This window comes from Kitasatospora sp. NPDC059088 (assembly GCF_042738155.1).
Taxonomy (GTDB): Bacteria; Actinomycetota; Actinomycetes; order Streptomycetales; family Streptomycetaceae; genus Kitasatospora.
Map to the genome: position 1 here is coordinate 14,647 of NZ_JBHYGR010000065.1, position 19,635 is coordinate 34,281.

Below are 19,635 nucleotides of genomic sequence, written 5' to 3' on the forward strand. Positions count from 1 at the left end.
GCGTCGCGGAACGTGCTCTGCTCGGTAGCATGGACCACCGGGTCACCCCACGGGGAGGGGCCGCACCCGGCGACGTTGCCGGAGGTGCCGATGACCATCGAAGCCGGGCAGTCCCTCACGGGGCAGCCGACGACCGCACGGCAGGCCGGGGCCAGGAGGCCCCTGGGGGAGCTCGGCCGGGCCGCGCTCGGCCGGGCCGGGCGGGCCGCCCTGCTGGCCACCGGCCGGCCGCCCGTGCCGGACGCCCTGGAACCGCTGGTCCAGGTGCACCGGCGGCACCACCCGCAGGCGGACCTCGCCCTGCTGGCCCGGGCGTACCGGCTGGCCGAGGCCAGCCACCGCGGCCAGAAGCGCAAGAGCGGTGAGCCGTACATCACCCATCCGCTGGCCGTCACCATGATCCTGGCCCAACTCGGCGCCGGGACGACCACCTTGGTCGCCTCGCTGCTCCACGACACCGTCGAGGACACCGAGTTGACGCTGGAGCAGGTGGGCGCCGGGTTCGGGCCCGAAGTCGCCTACCTGGTCGACGGGGTGACCAAACTGGAGAAGGTCGACTTCGGCGCCGCCGCCGAGGCCGAGACCTTCCGCAAGATGCTGGTCGCCACCGGGGACGACGTCCGGGTGATGGTGATCAAGCTCGCCGACCGGCTGCACAACATGCGCACCATCCGGCACATGAAGCCGGCCAGCCAGGTGCGGATCGCCAAGGTCACCCGGGACGTGCTGATCCCGCTGGCCGAGCGGCTCGGCATCCAGGTGCTCAAGGCGGAGCTGGAGGACATCGTCTTCGCCACCCTGCACCCCGAGGAGCACGCCCGCACCCGGGGCCTGATGGCCGGTCACGAGGCCGAGCCGGACGCCCTGCTGGAGCCCTTCGCCCGCCGGCTGGCCCGCCAGCTCGCCGAGACCGGGGTCGCCGCCGAGGTGACGGTACGGCCCCGGCACTGCGTCTCGCTGCACCGGGTGCTGATCAAGCGGGCCGCCGCGCCCGGGCGGGACGGCCGGCCGCAGGAGCCGCAGCCGGCCGACTTCGGGCGGCTGCTGGTGGTGGTCGAGGAGAACGCCGACTGCTACGCGGTGCTCGGCGAGCTGCACACCTGCTGGACGCCGCTGCCCGGGGAGTTCAAGGACTTCGTCGCCGCCCCCAAGTTCAACCTCTACCAGTCGCTGCACACCGCCGTCGCGCTGGACGGCGGCGCGGTGGTCGAGGTGCTGGTGCGGACCCGGCGGATGCACGAGGTGGCCGAGACCGGGGTGGTCGCGCTCGGCGACCCGACCCCGGCCGGTCCGGCCCAGGACACCGACGAACTGGACCGGACCGACCCGGCCCGGCCCGGCTGGCTCAGCCGGCTGCTGGAGTGGCAGCAGGAGACCCCCGACCCGGACGCCTTCTGGTCCGCGCTCACCGCCGACCTGGCCGGGGACCGCGAGATCACCGTGGTGACGGAGAGCGGTGAAACGCTTCAGCTGAGGGCCGGGGCCAGCTGCGTGGACGCCGCCTACCTGCTCGGCGAGGAGACCGGCCACCGATGTATCGGCGCCCGGGTCAACGGCCGGCTCACCGCGCTGTCCACCCCGTTGCAGGACGGGGACGTCCTGGCGGTGCTCACCGAGAGCCTCCCGCCCGGCGGCGGGGCCCAGCCGTCCGGGCCGTCCCCGGAGTGGCTGGCGCACGCCCGCACCCCCGCCGCCCGGCTGGCCATCGAGCGCTGGCTGGCCGACCACCCGGCCCGGCTGCCGGTGGTGCGCACCGGCCCGGCCGGCGGCCAGCCCGCCCCGCCCGCGCACCGGCCCGGCGAGCGCCGCGCCGCCCCCGTCGTGGTGGCCGGCCGGCCCGGGGCGCAGGTGCGGCTGGCCCGCTGCTGCACGCCCGTGCCCCCGGACGCGGTGGCCGGCTACCCGATCCGCGGCGGCGCGGTGGCCGTGCACCGCACCGCCTGTCCCGCCGGGCAGCGGCTGCGCGCCGACGGGCGGGCCGAACTGGAGGTCCGCTGGCAGCCCGGGGACGCCCCGGCGGCCGGCCACCGGGTGACCCTGCGGGCCGAGGCGCTGAACCGGCCCCGGCTGCTCGCCGACCTCACCGCGGCGATCTCCGCCGAGGGCGTCGGCATCGTCTCCGCCGAGGTCGAACCGCCGCAGGAGCTGCGGGTCCGGCACACCTACACCGTCGAGCTGCCCGAGCCGGGCGCGCTGCCCGCCCTGATGCGGGCGATGCTCAAGGTTTCCGGGGTGTACGACGTCAGCCGCCCGCACGCCCCCGAGGGGACGCAGACCCGCCACTCCGGTGGAAATGGGGGTGACCGGCCCGCACCGGGCGTGCGACCATCGTGGGGAATTCACGGCCGGTCCACGGCGTTCTCAGGGCACAGGAGCCCCGGTGGGATCCAAGGGACCGCGCCGAAGCCATCCAGCGACCAAAGGACAGAATGACCTCCACGTTCGAAGCCCGCGACCACGCCGACGCCCCGCGCCGCCTCGACGGTCTGCGAGCGGAAGCCCTCATGGACGAGGACCTCGCGGCCATCGACGAGGACCTCGGCCACAACTACGACGGCGACCAGTACGACCGCAGTGAGCGCGCCGCCCTGCGCCGTGTCGCCGGCCTCTCCACCGAACTCGAAGACGTCACCGAGGTCGAGTACCGCCAGCTCCGCCTGGAGCGCGTGGTGCTCGTCGGCGTCTGGACGGACGGCACCCTGGAGGAGGCGGAGAACTCGATGGCCGAGCTCGCCGCGCTCGCCGAGACCGCCGGTTCCGAGGTGCTGGACGGCGTCATCCAGCGCCGCGACAAGCCCGACGCGGCCACCTACATCGGCTCCGGCAAGGCCAAGGAGCTGCGCGACATCGTCGCCTCCAGCGGCGCCGACACCGTGGTCTGCGACGGTGAGCTCACCCCCGGCCAGCTGATCCAGCTGGAGGACGTGGTCAAGGTCAAGGTCGTCGACCGGACGGCCCTGATCCTGGACATCTTCGCCCAGCACGCCAAGTCCCGGGAGGGCAAGGCGCAGGTCTCGCTCGCGCAGATGCAGTACATGCTGCCGCGCCTGCGCGGCTGGGGTCAGTCGCTGTCCCGGCAGATGGGTGGCGGTGGCTCCGGCTCCTCGGGCGGCGGCATGGCCACCCGTGGTCCCGGTGAGACCAAGATCGAGACCGACCGGCGCCGGATCCGCGAGAAGATGGCGAAGCTCCGCAAGGAGATCGCCGACATGAAGAAGGGCCGCGACACCAAGCGCCAGGAGCGCAAGCGCCACCAGGTGCCGTCCGTGGCCATCGCCGGCTACACCAACGCCGGCAAGTCCTCCCTGCTCAACCGGCTCACCGGCGCGGGCGTGCTGGTGGAGAACTCGCTGTTCGCCACCCTGGACCCGACCGTGCGCCGGGCCGAGACCCCGAGCGGGCGGCTCTACACCCTGGCGGACACCGTCGGCTTCGTCCGGCACCTGCCGCACCACCTGGTCGAGGCCTTCCGCTCGACCATGGAGGAGGTCGCCGACGCGGACCTCATCCTGCACGTGGTCGACGGCTCGCACCCCGAGCCGGAGACGCAGCTGGCCGCCGTCCGCGAGGTCATCGTCTCGGTCGACGCGCAGAACGTGCCGGAGATCGTGGTGATCAACAAGGCCGACGCCGCCGACCCGCACGTGCTGCAGCGCCTGCTGCGCCGCGAGCCGCACGCCATCGTGGTGTCGGCCCGCAGCGGGGCCGGCATCGAGGAGCTGCTCAGGCTCATCGACGACGAGCTGCCGCGACCGGCCGTCGAGGTACGGGCCCTGGTGCCCTACACCCAGGGCGCGCTGGTCTCCCGGGTGCACAAGGAGGGCGAGCTGATCGCCACCGAGCACACGGCCGACGGCACGCTGGTGCACGCCAAGGTGCCGGCCGAGCTGGCCGCCGAGCTGGAGTACTTCGCGGTGGCCCTGCAGGGCTGATCGGCGCGTTCCTGCTCGTTCCCGCTCGTTCCCGCTCGTCGGGGTGGCCCCCGGACGTACCGCGTCCGGGGGCTACTTCACGTTCTTGGCGAAGTAGTCGAAGGCCTGCTTGGCCTGGTCCTGGAGGGACGGCCCGGCCCGGTAGCCCGCCGGGCCGCGGCCGCCGAGCGAGCTGACGCTGACCAGGTTGGGCCGGCCGTCCCTGGTGATGAACCAGCCGCCGCCGCCCGCACCGCCGCCCATGGAGCAGCCGATCGCGTACATCGGCGGGCGGGACCGGTCGAAGGACAGCCGGCCCGGCGGGGCGGGGGAGTCGCAGCGCTCTAGCTCCATGCCGTCGAAGGGCCGCTCCACCGGGTAGCCGAAGACCACCGCCGCGGTGATCTGCTCGCGCGGGGCGTTGAACCAGACCGGGACGGAACCGCCGACCGCCTCCTCCAGGGACGGGCCGGCCGCGGACTCGCCGCGCACCCGGACGATCCCGTAGTCGTACTGGTCGTGGGCGCCGACCCCGCTCTCCTGGAGCCAGGTCGGCGACACCATGGCGCGCACCGCCGTCCACCGGCCGTACGGGGCGGCCTGCTGCTCGTCGTACGGCTTGCCGCGGGCCGCCCGGCCGTCCCGGTTGAAGGCGGGGACGAAGACCAGGTTCCTCACCCAGCCGCCGCCCCTGCCGTCGTGCAGGCAGTGCGCGGCGGTGAGGACCAGGTTGCTGCGGCCCGGGTTGAGCGGGTCGGCGACCACCGTGCCGGAGCAGGCCGCGTCGCCCTGCGGCGTGGTCATCAGCAGCCTGCCGACCACGGCGGAGTCCGGGCCGTACGGGTGGGGCTGCGGCCGGGCCTGGACGACGGCCGGCGGGGCGTCGCGGTCGACGCCGGGGGGTGCGGCGGCGGTCGGGACGTACTCGGGGGTGGGCCGGGCCCTGGCGGCCTCCGTCCGGGCCGCCGTCCAGTAGCCCGGGGGCACCTGGTTGGCGAAGCCGCTGTCGGCGACGTAGCGGGCCCAGTCCTCCAGCTTCCAGCCGCTCAGGTCGCCCAGGCTGGTGGGCGCGGCCTTGGGCAGTGCCGCGGGCGGGGTGGCGGGGGCGGCGGGGCCGTCCGGTGCGCAGGCGGCCGCGGTGAGCGTCAGGGCGGCGAGCAGCGCGGCGCCGGCCGCGGCGGCCCGCCGCCCCCCGGTGCGGGGGGTGCGGCGGGTGGTGCCGGTGGAGTCAGTGGTGCTGGTGGTGCCGGTGGTGCGGGTGGTGCTGATGGTGCGCAAGCTGAGGAGTCCCCCGTGGTGGTGCCGGTCACTGCTTCCTGGAGATCCAGTCCAGGGCCTGCTTGGCGACCGTCTCCAGGTACGGGCCGCTCAGCGAGGTGTGCTCCTGGGTGCCGATCGAGGTGTTGCTGACCAGGGCGGTCCGCCCGTCCGGCATGGTGGCGAACCAGCCGCCGCCGCTGGCGCCCTGGGTCATGTTGCAGCCGATGGTCAGCATGGACGGGCGCTTGGGGTCGAAGGACAGCCGGACGGGCGTGCCGCCGTCGCACTTGTACAGCTCCTGGCCGTCGAACGGCTTGACCAGCGGGTAGCCGGTGGCCGAGACCTTGAGCTGGTCGCGGGGCGCGTCGAACCACACCGGGACGGCCGAACCGACCGTCTCCTCCAGGGACTTGCCGGTGTCGTTCTGGTTGTGCACGCGCATCACGGCGAAGTCGTACTGGTTGGCGGCGTCACCGGTCTGCCCGCCCTCGACCATCCACTGCGGGGAGGTGACGATCTGGTCGGCCCACCAGGTGCCCAGCGGGGCGAGGTCGGACAGCGGGGCCTTCTTTCCGCCGCTGGAGGCGCCCGAGTTGTTGTAGGCGGGGACGAAGACCAGGTTCTTGTAGAAGTCGCCGCCCTTGCCCTCGTGCACGCAGTGGGCCGCCGTCCAGACCAGATTGCTCCTGCCCGGGTGCTGGGGGTCGGCGATCACCGTCGCCGAGCAGTTGCCCCGGCCGCCCTGGGCGGAGAAGAACACCTTCCCGGAGGGCTGCTTGAGGTACGGGCGGGGCACCTGGACGGCCTTGACCACCGGCGGCTCCGGGTCGGTCACGCCGTCGGCGGCGGCCGGCTTGGCGGTCGGCGGCGCCGGGTCGGCGGGCTTGGCGTCGCCCATCTTGTCCGGGTTCCAGAAGTCCTTCACCACCGGGTTGTTGAAGACGTGCTTGGACGCCCACTTGTCCCAGTCGTCGTACTTCCACTTCTTGAGGTCGTCCCAGGTCTTCGGCAGGCCCTCCAGCAGACTGGTCGGCAGGCCGGACGGCAGGGTGATCCCGCCGATGACGCCGCCGGGGGCGGCGGAGCCGCTCGCGTCCGTGCTGGGCGGCGGTGCGGCGACGGTCCGGTCGGCGCCCGCCGGGCCGTCCGGTCCGCAGGCGCTGACGGCCAGCAGCGTTCCGGCGACCAGTGCGGCGGCCAGGGCTGACCGGTGGATCGGTGGCATCGGTGGGCTTCCCCCTGTACTCGGTCGGACGGTGTCGGGTCGGTCCTCGGTGCGGCGGCCCGCCGCCCTGGAGTCTTCCATCGCCGTGGAGGACGGCGGCGGCCGCCCCCCGGGTTCCGCGACCGCCCGGAGGTCACCGATCCGTGACGCGGAACCGGCCCCGTCGTTGGCACAGCAGGGCCGCCCCGCCCGGTGACGCACTATCCCCGATCTTCACCCGGACGAGTGAGCCGTCCTTGTGATCACCCGTCAGGGATAGGTAACCCTTACCTGACGCGACGGTGCGAGCGCCCGCCGACCCTCTCCACCACCCGCGCGCGTCCGCACCCCCACGCGCACCAAGGAGCAGCCTTGAGCACCGCCCTCACCGGAGCCCCGCCCGTACCGCCGCCCACTGTGCAGCGGGCCGCCTCCGGACCCGACCCGCTGCTGCACCCCGACCCCGCCGTCGCCGCCGAACAGGCGGCCCTGGAAGCCCTGTTGCGCTGCTGGGCCCGGGAGACCGGGGCCCGCCCCGGGGCGGACGGCCGACTGCGGATCGACGTCCTCGGCGGGGCCGCCCGGCTCACCGCCGCCGTCCGGCACTGGTCGCCCGGCGGCTGGCACCGCTTCGGCCCGGCCACCCTCTCGGCCGGGGACGGCGCCCCGGCGGGAGACGGCGCCGCGGCCCCGGTGGACGCCGTCACCGCCGCCGCCCTGCTCGCCGCCGCGGCCGCCGAACGGCCCGACCCCGGACAGGTCGCCGACCTCGCCGCCCGGGTCGCCGACTCGGTGGTGCGCACCGCCGAGATCCTCGCCCACCGCCGCACCGCCGCCGAACCCGGCGGGCCGGAACGCTCCGCCTTCCTCGCCGCCGAACAGGCCCTGCTGCTCGGCCACCCCCTGCACCCCACCCCGAAGAGCCGCGACGGCCTCGGACCGGCCCAGAGCGCCGCCTACTCGCCCGAACTCCACGGCTCCTTCCAGGTCCACTGGTACGCCGTCGACCGCGGCCTGCTCGCGGCCGGCTCCGCCGTCGCCGAGAGCGCCGACCGGATCACCGCCGCCCTCCTCGGCGGCCACGCGACCCTGCCGCCCGGCACCGCCGCCCTGCCGCTGCACCCCTGGCAGGCCCGCGAGCTCGCCCACCGCCCGACCGTCGCCGCGCTGCTCGCCGACGGGCTGCTGCACGACCTCGGCCCGGCCGGCGAACCCTGGTACCCCACCTCGTCGGTGCGCACCGTCTACCGGCCCGGCACCCCGTGGATGCTCAAGCTCTCGCTCGGCCTGCGGATCACCAACTCCCGCCGGGAGAACCTGCGCAAGGAACTCCACCGAGGCCTGGAGGTGCACCGGCTGCTGGAGAGCGGCCTCGCCGCCGAGTGGCGGGCCGCCCACCCCGGCTTCGACATCGTCCGCGACCCCGCCTGGATCGGCGTCGACCACCCCGACCTCGGCGACCCCGGCGGGCTGGACACCGTGCTGCGCGCCCAGCCCTTCGGGCCGGCCGAACGCGCCCTCTGCGTCGCCGGGTTCGTCGCCGAACAGCCGCGCGGCACCGGCGCCACCGTGCCGTCCGCCCTCGGCGACACCCTGCGCGCGCTCGCCGCCCGCACCGGCCGCCCGCTGCGCACCGTGGCCGCCGAATGGTTCCTGCGCTACCTGGACGCCGTCGTGCTGCCCGTGCTCTGGCTGGACGGCCGCGGCGGCATCGCCCTGGAGGCCCACCAGCAGAACAGCATCGTCCTGCTGGACGCCGAGGGCTGGCCCCGCGGCGGCCGCTACCGCGACAACCAGGGCTACTACTACCGGGAGAGCGCCGCCGAGCGGCTCACCGCCCGGCTGCCCGGACTCGGCGAGCAGAGCGACACCTTCCTGCCGGACGACGTCATCGACCACCACTTCGCCTACTACCTCGGCATCAACCACGTGCTCGGCCTGATCGGCGCCTTCGGCTCCCAGGGCCTCGCCGAGGAGACGGTGCTGCTGGCCGGGCTGCGCCGGTTCCTGGCCGGCCCGCGGGCCGCCGCCACCGGCTCCGCCCTGCCCGCCCTGCTGCTGGACGCGCCCACCCTGCCCTGCAAGGCCAACCTGCTCACCCGGATCAACGGCCTCGACGAACTGGTCGGCCCGGTCGCCACCCAGTCCGTGTACGTGGACATCCCCAACCCGGTGGCGGGCGCCTGATGCCCGACGAGCTGCCCGGGTGGGGCGAAGTCCCCACCCCGGCCGGCCGGTTCCGGCTCCGCCCGGTCCGGCTGCCCGACCACCTGGAGCTGCTCACCGGATGGATGAACGACCCCGAGGTCGACGCCTTCTGGGAGCTCGCCGGGCCGCCCGCCGTCACCGAACGGCACGTCCGGGCCCAACTGGACGGCGACGGACGCAGCCTGCCCTGCCTCGGACTGCTCGACGGCACCCCGATGAGCTACTGGGAGGTCTACCGCGCCGACCTCGACCCGCTCGCCGGGCACTACCCCGCCCGCCCGCACGACACCGGCGTGCACCTGCTGCTCGGCCCGGCCGCCAGCCGCGGCTGCGGCCTCGGCGCCCAGCTGCTGGCCGCCGTCGCCGCCCTCGTGCTGCGCCACCGGCCCGACTGCCAACGGGTGGTGGCCGAACCGGACGTCCGCAACCGGCGCTCGGTCCGGGCCTTCGAACGGGCCGGATTCCGGGCCGCCGCCGAACTCGACCTGCCCGACAAGCGCGCCGCGCTGATGGTGCGCGACCGCGAAGCGCCACTCCCCGCCTAGGACACCCCTGTGGACACCTCGACACCCCACGAACCCCCCTACGACCTGCTCGGCGTCGGCATCGGCCCGTTCAACCTCTCGCTCGCCGCCCTCGCCGAGCCGGTACCCGGGCTGCGCACGCTCTTCTGCGACCAGCGCCCCGAGTTCCGCTGGCACCACGGCATGCTGGTGGACGGCGCCCGGATGCAGGTGCCCTTCCTGGCCGACCTCGTCTCACTCGTCGACCCGACCAACCCGTGGTCCTTCCTCAACTACCTGCGCGCCCAGGACCGGCTGTTCCCGTTCTACTTCGCCGAACGCTTCCAGCTGCCCCGCCGCGAGTACGACCACTACTGCCGCTGGGCCGCCGACCGGCTGCCCAACTGCCGCTTCGGCACCGAGGTCACCGCCCTGCACCGGGACGGCCCGCTGTTCCGGGCCGAGCTGACCGACACCGCGACCGGCCGGCGCACCGCCGTACGGGCCCGCAACCTCGCGCTCGGCGTCGGCACCCGGCCGGTGCTCCCCGAGGCCTTCGCCGCCCTGGCCGACCGCCCGCGGGCCTTCCACTCCGCCGAGTACCTGGACCGCCGGGCCGAGCTCGCGGACGCCCGCGACATCACCGTGGTCGGCAGCGGACAGTCCGGCGCCGAGGTCTTCCTCGACCTGCTCCGCCGCCACCAGGACGACGGCGTCCGGCTGCGCTGGCTCACCCGCACCCGGGCGCTCGCCCCCATGGAGTACTCCAAGCTCGGCCTGGAACACTTCACCCCCGACTACACCCGCTACTTCCACGGCCTGCCCGGCCCGGTCCGGGACGCCCTGGTCACCGCCCAGTGGCAGCTGCACAAGGCCGCCAGCGCGGAGACCCTCGCCGAGATCCACGACCACCTCTACGAGCGCACCATCGGCCGCCCGATCGACACCGCCCCGGTCGAGATCACCCCCGGCACCGCCGTCACCGCGGCCCGGCCCGGGCCCTGCGGCGGACTCGAACTGGACTGCCGGCACACCGACTCCGGCGCCGAACACGTGCTGCGCACCGACGCCGTGGTGCTCGCCACCGGCTACCGCGCCGCCCGCCCGGCCGCGCTCGAACCGCTCGCCCACCTGATCGACTGGGACGAGACCGGGCGCTACCGGGTCGACCTCGACCACCGGGTCGCCACCCGGCCCGAGCTCACCGGCGGCCTCTACGTCCAGAACGCCGAACTCCACACCCACGGGGTCGGCGCCCCCGACCTCGGCCTCGGCGCCCACCGGGCCGCCGTCATCCTCAACGCCGTCACCGGCCGGACCGTCCACCGGCTGCCCGACCGCACCGCCTGGACCGGCTTCGCGCCGCCCGGGGCGTCGACCGCGGCGCCGGCCGCGGCCGGGCCCGTAGGCGCTCCGATCGAGCAGACCCCCGTCGTCCCCCACCCCCAGGAGCTGACCCGTGCCGCAACCGTCGGCCGCTGAACCGCCGCTCTACCTGCCCCCGCACCTCACCGCCGGGCACTGGCAGCGGGCCGGCCGCGCCCTGCTGGCCAAGATGCTCGGCGAGTTCGCCTACGAGGACCTGCTCAAGCCCGTCCCGGGCCCCCTCGACGGCGAGTACCTGCTGAAGCTCCCCGAGGCCGAGTACCGCTTCGCCGCCCGGCGCGGCGCCTACGACAGCTGGCAGGTCGACCCCGGGTCGATCCGCTGCTCCCGCCCGGACGGCCTGGACCCGCTGCGCTTCCTCCCGTACGCCCGGGACGCGCTCGGGATGCGCGGCGACACCACCGCCCACCTGGTCCGCGAGCTGTCCGCCACGCTGACCGCCGACGCCCGCCAGCTCGCCACCGCGCTCACCGCCGCCGAGCTCGCCGACCTCGACCACCCCGCCCTGGAGGGCCGGCAGAGCGGCCACCCGTGGATCGTCCCCAGCAAGGGCCGGATCGGCTTCTCCGGCACCGACGCCGCCCGCTGGGCCCCGGAGGCCCGCAGCCCCCGGCCGCTGCCCTGGATCGCCGTCCACCGCCGGCTCGCCGAGTACCGCGGCGTGCCCGGCCTGGAACGCCCCGAGCAGTTGTACGCCCGCGAACTGGACGACGAGGCCGCACTGCGCGCCCCGCTCGGCGCCGACGCCGACGACTACCTGCTGCTGCCCGTCCACCCCTGGCAGTGGGACGAGACGGTACTGCCGCTGTTCGCGCCCTGGATCGCCTCCGGCGAGATCGTCCCGCTGGCCTCGGACGGCGACCCACGGCTGCCCCAGCAGTCCATCCGCTCCTTCTTCAACACCGCCCACCCCGAGCGCTGCACCGTCAAGCTGCCGCTGTCCATCCTCAACACCCTGGTCTGGCGCGGGCTGCCGGTCGAACGCACCCTCGCCGCGCCCGCCGTCACCGCCTGGCTGCACGGGCTGCGCGACGCCGACCCGTACCTGCGGGACGAGTGCCGGGTGATCCTGCTCGGCGAGATCGCCTCCGTCACCGTCGACCACCCGCTCTACCGGGAGATGCCCGACTCGCCGTACCAGTACAAGGAACTGCTCGGCGCGATCTGGCGCGAACCGCTCGGCCCCTTCCTGGCCGGCGACGAGCGCGCCCGCACCCTCGCCGCCCTGCTGCAGAGCGGCTCCGACGGGCGCGCCCTCGCCGTCGAACTGATCACCCGCTCCGGCCTCACCCCCGCCGGGTGGACCGCCCGGCTGTTCGCCGCGCTGCTGCCGCCGCTGCTGCACTTCCTCTACCGCTACGGACTGGTCTTCTCCCCGCACGGCGAGAACGCCGTCGTGGTCTTCGACGACCGCGGCACCCCGACCCGGCTCGCGGTCAAGGACTTCGTCGACGACGTCAACCTCAGCGACCAGGACCTCCCCGAGCTGCGCGCGCTGCCCCCCGAGGTCGCCGAGGTGCTGCTGCGGGAGAACCCCCAGGGGCTGTGCCAGTTCATCCACTCGGGGCTGTTCATCGGCGTCTTCCGCTACCTCGCCCCGCTGCTGGAGGCGCAGGCCGGCCTCGCCGAGACCGAGTTCTGGGCCCTGCTGCGGGCGGAGATCCACCGCTACCAGGCCCGCTTCCCCGAGCTGCGCGAGCGCTTCGACCTGTTCGACCTGTTCCGGCCCCGGATCGACCGGCTCTGCCTCAACCGCAACCGGCTGCTCATGGACGGCTACCAGGACCGCCCGCACCGCCCGCACGCCGTCCGGCACGGCACCGTGCCGAACGCCCTGGTCGGCGTGGAGGTGCGGCCGCCCGGCCCCCGCCCCGGACAACGGGACCGGATTGTCACCCCCGCCCCGTAGGGTGGAAGGGTCATGACGAACGACTCCGAATCCCACGACTCCGAATCCCAGCGGGCGACGGACCTCGGCGACGCGGCCGAGGAAGCCGTCGCCGTCCCGCGCTCGCGGATTCCCGAGCTCCTGCACGCCGCGGTCGAGGCCGTCGGCGGTGTGGAGCGCCCCGGCCAGATGCGGATGGCCGAGGCCGTCGCCGACGCCGTCGACCACTCCGAGCACCTGCTCGTCCAGGCCGGCACCGGCACCGGCAAGTCCCTCGCCTACCTGGTGCCGGCCCTCGCCCACGGCGACCGGGTGGTGGTCGCCACCGCCACCCTGGCCCTGCAACGCCAGCTGGTGGAACGGGACTTGCCGCGCACGGTCGAGGCGCTGCACCCGGTGCTGCGCCGCCGCCCGCTGTACGCGATGCTCAAGGGCCGCTCCAACTACCTGTGCCTGCACCGGGCCAACGAGGGCACCCCGAGCGAGGAGGGCGAGGGCCTGTTCGACCCGGTCGACGCGCTCGGCGGCCCCACCGGCAAGCTCGGCCAGGACGTGCTCCGGCTGCGCGACTGGGCCGACGAGACCGAGACCGGCGATCGGGACGACATGAGCCCCGGCGTCTCGGACAAGGCCTGGGCGCAGCTCTCCGTCACCTCCAAGGAGTGCCTGGGCGCGACCCGCTGCGCGTACGGGCAGGAGTGCTTCGCGGAGAAGGCCCGGGAGCGGGCCAAGCTCGCGGACGTCGTGGTCACCAACCACGCGATGCTCGCGATCGACGCGATCGAGGGCGCGCCGGTGCTGCCCGAGCACGGGCTGCTGATCGTCGACGAGGCGCACGAGCTGGTCAACCGGGTCACCGGCGCGGCCACCGCCGAGCTGACCGTCGGCGCCGTCAACCGGGCGGTCAAGCGGGCCGCCCGGCTGGCCAACGAGAAGGCCGTGGACGCGCTGCAGGCCGCCGCCGAGAACTACCACGGCCTGATGGAGACCGCCCAGCCCGGCCGGGTCGAGGAACTGCCCGAGTACCTGGCCTACGCCGTCACCGCGATCCGGGACGCCTCCCGGCAGGTGATCACCTCGCTCGGCGAGACCCGGGACAAGGGCCTCAGCGACGAGGACGCCGTCCGCAAGCAGGCGATGGCCTCGGCCGAGACCCTGCACGAGACGGCCGACCGGCTGCTGGAGGGCTCCGAGTACGACGTGGTCTGGATCGAGCGCAGCGACCGCTACGGGCTGGGCACCGCCTCGCTGCGGGTCGCGCCGCTGAGCGTGTCCGGGCTGCTGCGCGAGGGCCTGTACAAGGAGCGCTCGGTCGTCCTGACCTCGGCGACCCTCAAGCTCGGCGGGGACTTCAACGGCGTGGCCGGCTCGCTCGGCCTGCCCAAGGAGACCAGGCTGCCGGACCGGCGCACCCCCGGTGACAACCCGGAGGCCGGCTCCGGCTTCGGCGAGGACGCCGTCCCGCACTGGCGGGGCATCGACGTCGGCTCGCCGTTCAAGTACCCCAAGCAGGGCATCCTGTACGTGGCCAAGCACCTCGCGGACCCCGGGCGCGACCCCGAACGGCCCGACATGCTGGACGAGTTGGCCGAGCTGGTCGAAGCGGCCGGCGGGCGCACCCTGGGCCTGTTCTCCTCGATGCGCGGCGCCCAGGCCGCCGCCGAGGCGATGCGGGAGCGGCTCGACCACCGGATCCTGCTCCAGGGGGAGGACACCCTCGGCGAGTTGATCCGCGAGTTCGCCTCGGACGCCACCACCTGCCTGTTCGGCACCCTCTCGCTCTGGCAGGGCGTGGACGTGCCCGGCTCGGCCTGCCAGCTGGTCGTGATGGACCGGATCCCCTTCCCCCGGCCGGACGACCCGCTGATGAGCGCCCGCCAGAAGGACGTCGAACAGCACGGCGGGAACGGCTTCATGGCGGTCGCGGCGACCCACGCGGCGCTGCTGATGGCACAGGGCGCGGGCCGGCTGGTGCGCGCGGCGGAGGACCGGGGCGTGGTCGCGGTGCTCGACCCGCGGGTGGAGACCAAGCGGTACGGGGGCTTCTTCCGGTCCTCGATGCCGGAGTTCTGGTACACCACGGACCGCAACCAGGTGCGGCGCTCGCTGGCGGCGATCGACGCCTCGGCGGCGCCGGTGCGGCCGGTGGTGAAGCGGGGCTGAGCGGCCCCGGCGCGTGGCGCAGGACGGACGGAGGGGCTCCCCGCTGACGCGGTGGAGCCCCTTCCCGTCGTCGTGCCGACCGCTCGCGGTGGCGGCCGGGTGTCGCCGTCAGAGGCGGCGCAGGACCGCGACCACCTTGCCCAGGATGGTGGCGTTGTCGCCGTTGATCGGCTCGTAGGCCGGGTTGTGCGGCATCAGCCAGATCCGGCCGTCCTCGCGCTTGAGCCGCTTGACGGTGGCCTCGCCGTCGATCATGGCGGCCACGATGTCGCCGTTCTCGGCGACCGGCTGGCGGCGCACCGTGACCCAGTCGCCGTCGCAGATGGCCGCCTCGATCATCGAGTCGCCGCGCACGGTGAGGGCGAACAGCTCGCCCTCGCCGACCAGCTGGCGGGGCAGCGGGAAGACGTCCTCGACCGTCTGCTCGGCCAGGATCGGACCACCGGCCGCGATCCGGCCGACCAGCGGCACGTAGGAGGTGGAGGGCCGCCCGGCCGTCTCGGCGGTGTTGGGGCGGGCCACCTCGACGCCGCGGACCTCGTAGGCGCGCGGGCGGTGCGGGTCGCGGCGCAGGAAGCCCTTGCGCTCCAGGGCCATCAGCTGGTGGGCGACCGAGGAGGTGCTGGACAGGCCGACGGCCTGGCCGATCTCGCGCATGGACGGCGGGTAGCCGCGGCGCTGGACGGAGTCGCGGATGACCTCGATCACCCGGCGCTGGCGCTCGGTGAGGCCGGCCTCGTCGGTGCGGATGCCGGGGGGGCGGCCGGGCATCGCGCGGGCCGGGGAAGGATGGGTGTCGTCCATGGTGGGGGAGTGCTCGATCGGCTGGTCGGGGACGCGGCCCGTGGTGGAAACGGCCGGGCCGGAGAGGCGGTGGTCTTCGCTGCGGTCCATGCTGATGTCCACGCTCTGCTGATTCGTGGTGCGCTGCCCCACCTTGAACTGGGAGTGTTCCTGCACCGGGATGGTGTTGGTTTCGACGGTGTTCACGGCGGCCCCTCTCGACGGCTGTCCTCTCCCCTTTTCCAACCCAACGCGCCTCCTATCGAAAGGTTGCGCCAAACACACGTTCGAGTGAATTATTCGGGAGTTGACTGACTCGATCAAGGCTTTGTTGTACATCGAGTAAATGTTCGACCGGATGTCGACTCCGGAAGTCTAATCGGCGCCGACACGCCAGGGGTGTCACCTCCCCCCGAGACCTAGATGTAGTGGCTAGAGTCCTCTCCGTGCCCAGTACTAGTGGTCGCGCCGCATGATCAGCTTGCCGAAGGCGGGGGCGCATCGCATAGACTCAACCGGTCCGCACGTCCTGCCAGGGAGGGATCCCCAGGTGCACTGCCCCTTCTGCCGGCACTCCGACAGCCGCGTCGTCGACAGTCGGACCACCGAGGACGGCAGCTGCATTCGCCGTCGTCGACAGTGCCCGGACTGCGGTCGCCGTTTCACCACCGTGGAGACGGCCGCGCTGATGGTCATCAAGCGCAGTGGCGTCACCGAGCCGTTCTCCCGGCAGAAGGTCATCACCGGAGTCCGCAAGGCCTGCCAGGGCCGCCCGGTCACCGAGGACGCCCTCGCCCAGCTCGGCCAGCGGGTCGAGGAGTGCGTGCGGGCCAGCGGCAGCGCCGAGCTGACCACCCACGACGTCGGGCTGGCCATACTCGGCCCGCTGCGGGACCTCGACGTGGTCGCCTACCTGCGCTTCGCCAGCGTGTACCAGGCGTACGACGGACTCGAGGACTTCGAGGCCGCCATCGCGGAGATCCGCGCCGAGCGGCCCGCCCCCGAGGCGGACGGCACCTGCGTGCCCGTTCCCGCCGCCGCGCCCTAGGAGGCGCGCCGGGCCCCACGCGGGCCCGCCCAGGAGCCACCACCATGCGGCCCCCGTGGGCCGGTAGCACCACACCGGCCCCGCGTGGGCCCACGCGTGCCCGAAAACGGGGCACAGAACACTACAAACCGTGCGTAAGCGGACGGGGTCCCGTTTGCCCGCACACCGGAAGAACGAACCAGCGGTGCCCGGATTTTTCGGGGCACTTCGGGCGTTTGCCCAGGAGGAGGAGCGAGAAGTGACAGACACCACGAGCGGTTCCGCACGCGGGTCGAAGTCCGAGAAGGCCGTGACCAAGGGTGCCAAGGCCCCCAAGGGCGGTCTCCGGATCGAGCGCATCCACACCACCCCTGGCGTGCACCCGTACGACGAGGTCAGCTGGGAGCGGCGCGACGTCGTCATGACCAACTGGCGTGACGGCTCCATCAACTTCGAGCAGCGCGGCGTCGAGTTCCCCGACTTCTGGTCGGTCAACGCCGTCAACATCGTCACGTCCAAGTACTTCCGCGGCGCCGTCGGCACCCCCCAGCGCGAGTGGAGCCTCAAGCAGATCATCGACCGCGTGGTGCTCACCTACCGCGCGGCCGGCGAGAAGCACGGCTACTTCGCCACCAAGGACGACGCCGAGACCTTCGAGCACGAGCTGACCCACGCCCTCCTCCACCAGGTGTTCAGCTTCAACTCGCCGGTCTGGTTCAACGTCGGCACCAAGCAGCCCCAGCAGGTCAGCGCCTGCTTCATCCTGTCCGTCGACGACTCCATGGAGTCGATCCTCGACTGGTACAAGGAAGAGGGCATGATCTTCAAGGGCGGCTCCGGCGCCGGCCTCAACCTCTCCCGGATCCGCTCCTCCAAGGAGCTGCTCTCCTCCGGCGGCAACGCCTCCGGCCCGGTCTCCTTCATGCGCGGCGCCGACGCCTCCGCCGGCACCATCAAGTCCGGCGGCGCCACCCGGCGCGCGGCCAAGATGGTCGTCCTGGACGTCGACCACCCGGACGTCGAGGCCTTCATCGAGACCAAGGTGAAGGAGGAGGAGAAGATTCGCGCCCTGCGCGACGCGGGCTTCGACATGGACCTCGGCGGCGACGACATCACGTCCGTCCAGTACCAGAACGCCAACAACTCGGTCCGCGTCAACGACGAATTCATGACCGCCGTCGAGAACGGCACCGAATTCGGCCTGCGCGCCCGGATGACCGGCGAGGTCATCGAGACCGTCGACGCCAAGAAGCTGTTCCGCAAGATGGCCGAGGCCGCCTGGGCCTGCGCCGACCCCGGCATCCAGTACGACTCCACCATCAACCAGTGGCACACCTGCCCCGAGTCCGGACGCATCAACGCCTCCAACCCGTGCTCGGAGTACATGCACCTGGACAACTCCAGCTGCAACCTGGCCTCGCTGAACCTGATGAAGTTCCTGCGCGACGACGACTCGTTCGACGCGGAGCGGTTCGCCAAGGTCGTCGAGCTGGTCATCACCGCGATGGACATCTCCATCTGCTTCGCCGACTTCCCCACCGAGAAGATCGGCGAGACCACCCGCGCCTACCGCCAGCTCGGCATCGGCTACGCCAACCTCGGCGCCCTGCTGATGGCCACCGGCCACGCCTACGACAGCGACGGCGGCCGCGCCCTGGCCGGCGCCATCACCTCGCTGATGACCGGCACCGCCTACCGCCGCGGCGCCGAACTCGCCGGCGTCGTCGGCCCGTACGACGGCTACGCCCGCAACGCCACCGCCCACCAGCGGGTCATGAAGCAGCACGCCGACGCCTCCCTGGACGCCGTCTCCTTCGACGACCTGGACGCCCCGGTCTGGCTCCGGGCCAACAAGTCCTGGCAGGACGTGCTGCGCATCGGCGCGCAGAACGGCTTCCGCAACGCCCAGGCCTCGGTCCTCGCCCCGACCGGCACCATCGGCCTGATGATGGACTGCGACACCACCGGCGTCGAGCCCGACCTCGCCCTGGTCAAGTTCAAGAAGCTCGTCGGCGGCGGCTCGATGCAGATCGTCAACGGCACCGTCCCGCGCGCCCTCAAGCGCCTCGGCTACCAGGACGAGCAGATCGAGGCGGTCGTCGCCCACATCGCCGAGCACGGCAACGTGGTGGACGCGCCGGGCCTCAAGACCGAGCACTACGAGGTGTTCGACTGCGCGATGGGCGAGCGCTCCATCTCCCCGATGGGCCACGTGCGGATGATGTCGGCGATCCAGCCGTGGATCTCCGGCGCCATCTCCAAGACCGTGAACATGCCCGCCACGGCGACCGTCGAGGACGTCGAGGAGATCTACTTCGAGGCGTGGAAGATGGGCGTCAAGGCGCTCGCCATCTACCGCGAAAACTCGAAGGTCGGCCAGCCGCTCTCGGCCAAGAAGAAGGACTCCGAGACCGAGGCCAAGGCGGAGGAGGCCCCCGCCCCCACGGCCGTGGTCGAGAAGGTCGTCGAGTACCGCCCCGTCCGCAAGCGCCTGCCCAAGGGCCGCCCGGGCATCACCACCTCCTTCACGGTCGGTGGCGCCGAGGGCTACATGACCGCCAACTCCTACCCGGACGACGGCCTCGGCGAGGTCTTCCTGAAGATGTCCAAGCAGGGTTCGACCCTCGCGGGCATGATGGACGCCTTCTCCATCGCCGTCTCGGTCGGCCTCCAGTACGGCGTGCCGCTGGAGACCTACGTCTCGAAGTTCACCAACATGCGCTTCGAGCCCGCCGGCCTGACCGACGACCCGGACGTGCGGATGGCCCAGTCGATCGTCGACTACATCTTCCGCCGCCTGGCGCTGGACTTCCTGCCGTTCGAGACCCGCTCGGCGCTGGGGATCCACTCCGTCGAGGAGCGCACCCGCCACCTGGAGACCGGCTCCTACGAGCCGCTGGAGGCCGAGGAGCTCGACACCGAGTCCCTCGCCCAGTCCGCCCCGGTCGCCGCGGCCAAGCCGGCCCCGGCCCCCGCCCCGGCCGTCGAGGCGCCCAAGGCGGCCCCGAAGCAGGCCCACAACTCCACGGAGCTGATGGAGATCCAGCTCGGCCTCAACGCCGACGCGCCGCTCTGCTTCTCCTGCGGCACCAAGATGCGCCGCGCCGGCAGCTGCTACCTCTGCGAGGGCTGCGGCTCCACCAGCGGCTGCAGCTGACCGCAGCGCTGACCCCGCGCGGGTGAGCAACCGCTGAGGCGGGGCGAGGACTTCACGAACCCCAACCCCACAAAGGAAAGTTTACGGGGGGGGGACTGGGAGGGGGTTGTTGTTTTGTGGGTGGGGGGGTTGGGGGTGGATGGAA

General features: G+C 73.2%; 12 protein-coding genes. 9 read left to right on the top strand and 3 right to left on the bottom strand.

Annotated features, from left to right (window positions below; translation table 11 throughout):
• The first annotated feature begins 90 nt into the window (after positions 1 to 90).
• Positions 91 to 2,433 (top strand): RelA/SpoT family protein, encoded by a 2,343-nt coding sequence (locus ACFWXO_RS26385; protein WP_380526491.1) that lies wholly within the window; start codon positions 91 to 93, stop codon positions 2,431 to 2,433.
• Positions 2,430 to 3,932, top strand: a complete 1,503-nt coding sequence (gene hflX, locus ACFWXO_RS26390; protein ID WP_375889364.1) for a GTPase HflX — start codon at positions 2,430 to 2,432, stop codon at positions 3,930 to 3,932. The genes ACFWXO_RS26385 and hflX overlap by 4 nt, the downstream gene beginning before the upstream one ends.
• A gap of 72 nt (positions 3,933 to 4,004) precedes the next feature.
• On the opposite strand, the gene ACFWXO_RS26395 is transcribed toward hflX, so the two are convergent.
• Complete coding sequence (locus ACFWXO_RS26395; RefSeq protein ID WP_380526493.1) at positions 4,005 to 5,189, bottom strand: trypsin-like serine peptidase; 1,185 nt, start codon at positions 5,187 to 5,189, stop codon at positions 4,005 to 4,007.
• 28 nt (positions 5,190 to 5,217) lie between these two features.
• Positions 5,218 to 6,396, bottom strand: a complete 1,179-nt coding sequence (locus ACFWXO_RS26400; RefSeq protein ID WP_380526495.1) for a trypsin-like serine peptidase — start codon at positions 6,394 to 6,396, stop codon at positions 5,218 to 5,220.
• A 255-nt stretch (positions 6,397 to 6,651) separates the two neighbouring features.
• Here ACFWXO_RS26400 and ACFWXO_RS26405 point away from each other — a divergent pair, with 255 nt between their 5' ends.
• The 5 genes from ACFWXO_RS26405 to ACFWXO_RS26425 are packed head-to-tail and all read left to right on the top strand — an operon-like array spanning position 6,652 to position 14,523.
• Positions 6,652 to 8,562: an IucA/IucC family protein gene (locus tag ACFWXO_RS26405; RefSeq protein ID WP_380526520.1), complete on the top strand. Its 1,911-nt coding sequence runs from the start codon at positions 6,652 to 6,654 to the stop codon at positions 8,560 to 8,562.
• Positions 8,454 to 9,128, top strand: coding sequence for a GNAT family N-acetyltransferase (locus ACFWXO_RS26410; RefSeq protein WP_380526522.1), 675 nt, complete (start codon positions 8,454 to 8,456; stop codon positions 9,126 to 9,128). The genes ACFWXO_RS26405 and ACFWXO_RS26410 overlap by 109 nt, the downstream gene beginning before the upstream one ends.
• 9 nt (positions 9,129 to 9,137) lie before the next feature.
• Positions 9,138 to 10,568 carry a lysine N(6)-hydroxylase/L-ornithine N(5)-oxygenase family protein gene (locus ACFWXO_RS26415; RefSeq protein WP_380526497.1) on the top strand — a complete coding sequence of 477 codons (1,431 nt, stop codon included), beginning with the start codon at positions 9,138 to 9,140 and terminating at the stop codon, positions 10,566 to 10,568.
• Positions 10,546 to 12,381 (top strand): IucA/IucC family protein, encoded by a 1,836-nt coding sequence (locus ACFWXO_RS26420; protein WP_380526499.1) that lies wholly within the window; start codon positions 10,546 to 10,548, stop codon positions 12,379 to 12,381. Before ACFWXO_RS26415 ends, ACFWXO_RS26420 begins: the two co-directional genes overlap by 23 nt.
• 12 nt (positions 12,382 to 12,393) lie before the next feature.
• Complete coding sequence (locus ACFWXO_RS26425; RefSeq protein WP_375889353.1) at positions 12,394 to 14,523, top strand: ATP-dependent DNA helicase; 2,130 nt, start codon at positions 12,394 to 12,396, stop codon at positions 14,521 to 14,523.
• A gap of 108 nt (positions 14,524 to 14,631) precedes the next feature.
• On the opposite strand, the gene lexA is transcribed toward ACFWXO_RS26425, so the two are convergent.
• Complete coding sequence (gene lexA / locus ACFWXO_RS26430) at positions 14,632 to 15,417, bottom strand: transcriptional repressor LexA (protein WP_380526524.1); 786 nt, start codon at positions 15,415 to 15,417, stop codon at positions 14,632 to 14,634.
• A gap of 439 nt (positions 15,418 to 15,856) precedes the next feature.
• Between lexA and nrdR the strand changes: the two genes are divergently transcribed.
• A complete protein-coding gene (gene nrdR, locus ACFWXO_RS26435) occupies positions 15,857 to 16,354 on the top strand; it encodes a transcriptional regulator NrdR (protein ID WP_360237507.1) in 498 nt (165 codons plus the stop codon).
• Positions 16,355 to 16,592: 238 nt separating this feature from the next.
• Positions 16,593 to 19,490, top strand: coding sequence for a vitamin B12-dependent ribonucleotide reductase (locus tag ACFWXO_RS26440; protein WP_380526501.1), 2,898 nt, complete (start codon positions 16,593 to 16,595; stop codon positions 19,488 to 19,490).
• The last annotated feature ends 145 nt before the right edge of the window (positions 19,491 to 19,635 follow it).

Excerpts from the sequence above, each read along its gene's own strand:
- ACFWXO_RS26385 (WP_380526491.1), top strand. The coding sequence starts at position 91 with ATGACCATCGAAGCCGGGCAGTCCCTCACGGGGCAGCCGACGACCGCA.
- hflX (WP_375889364.1), top strand. The coding sequence starts at position 2,430 with ATGACCTCCACGTTCGAAGCCCGCGACCACGCCGACGCCCCGCGCCGC.
- ACFWXO_RS26400 (WP_380526495.1), bottom strand. The coding sequence starts at position 6,396 with ATGCCACCGATCCACCGGTCAGCCCTGGCCGCCGCACTGGTCGCCGGA.
- ACFWXO_RS26425 (WP_375889353.1), top strand. The coding sequence starts at position 12,394 with ATGACGAACGACTCCGAATCCCACGACTCCGAATCCCAGCGGGCGACG.
- lexA (WP_380526524.1), bottom strand. The coding sequence starts at position 15,417 with ATGGACCGCAGCGAAGACCACCGCCTCTCCGGCCCGGCCGTTTCCACC.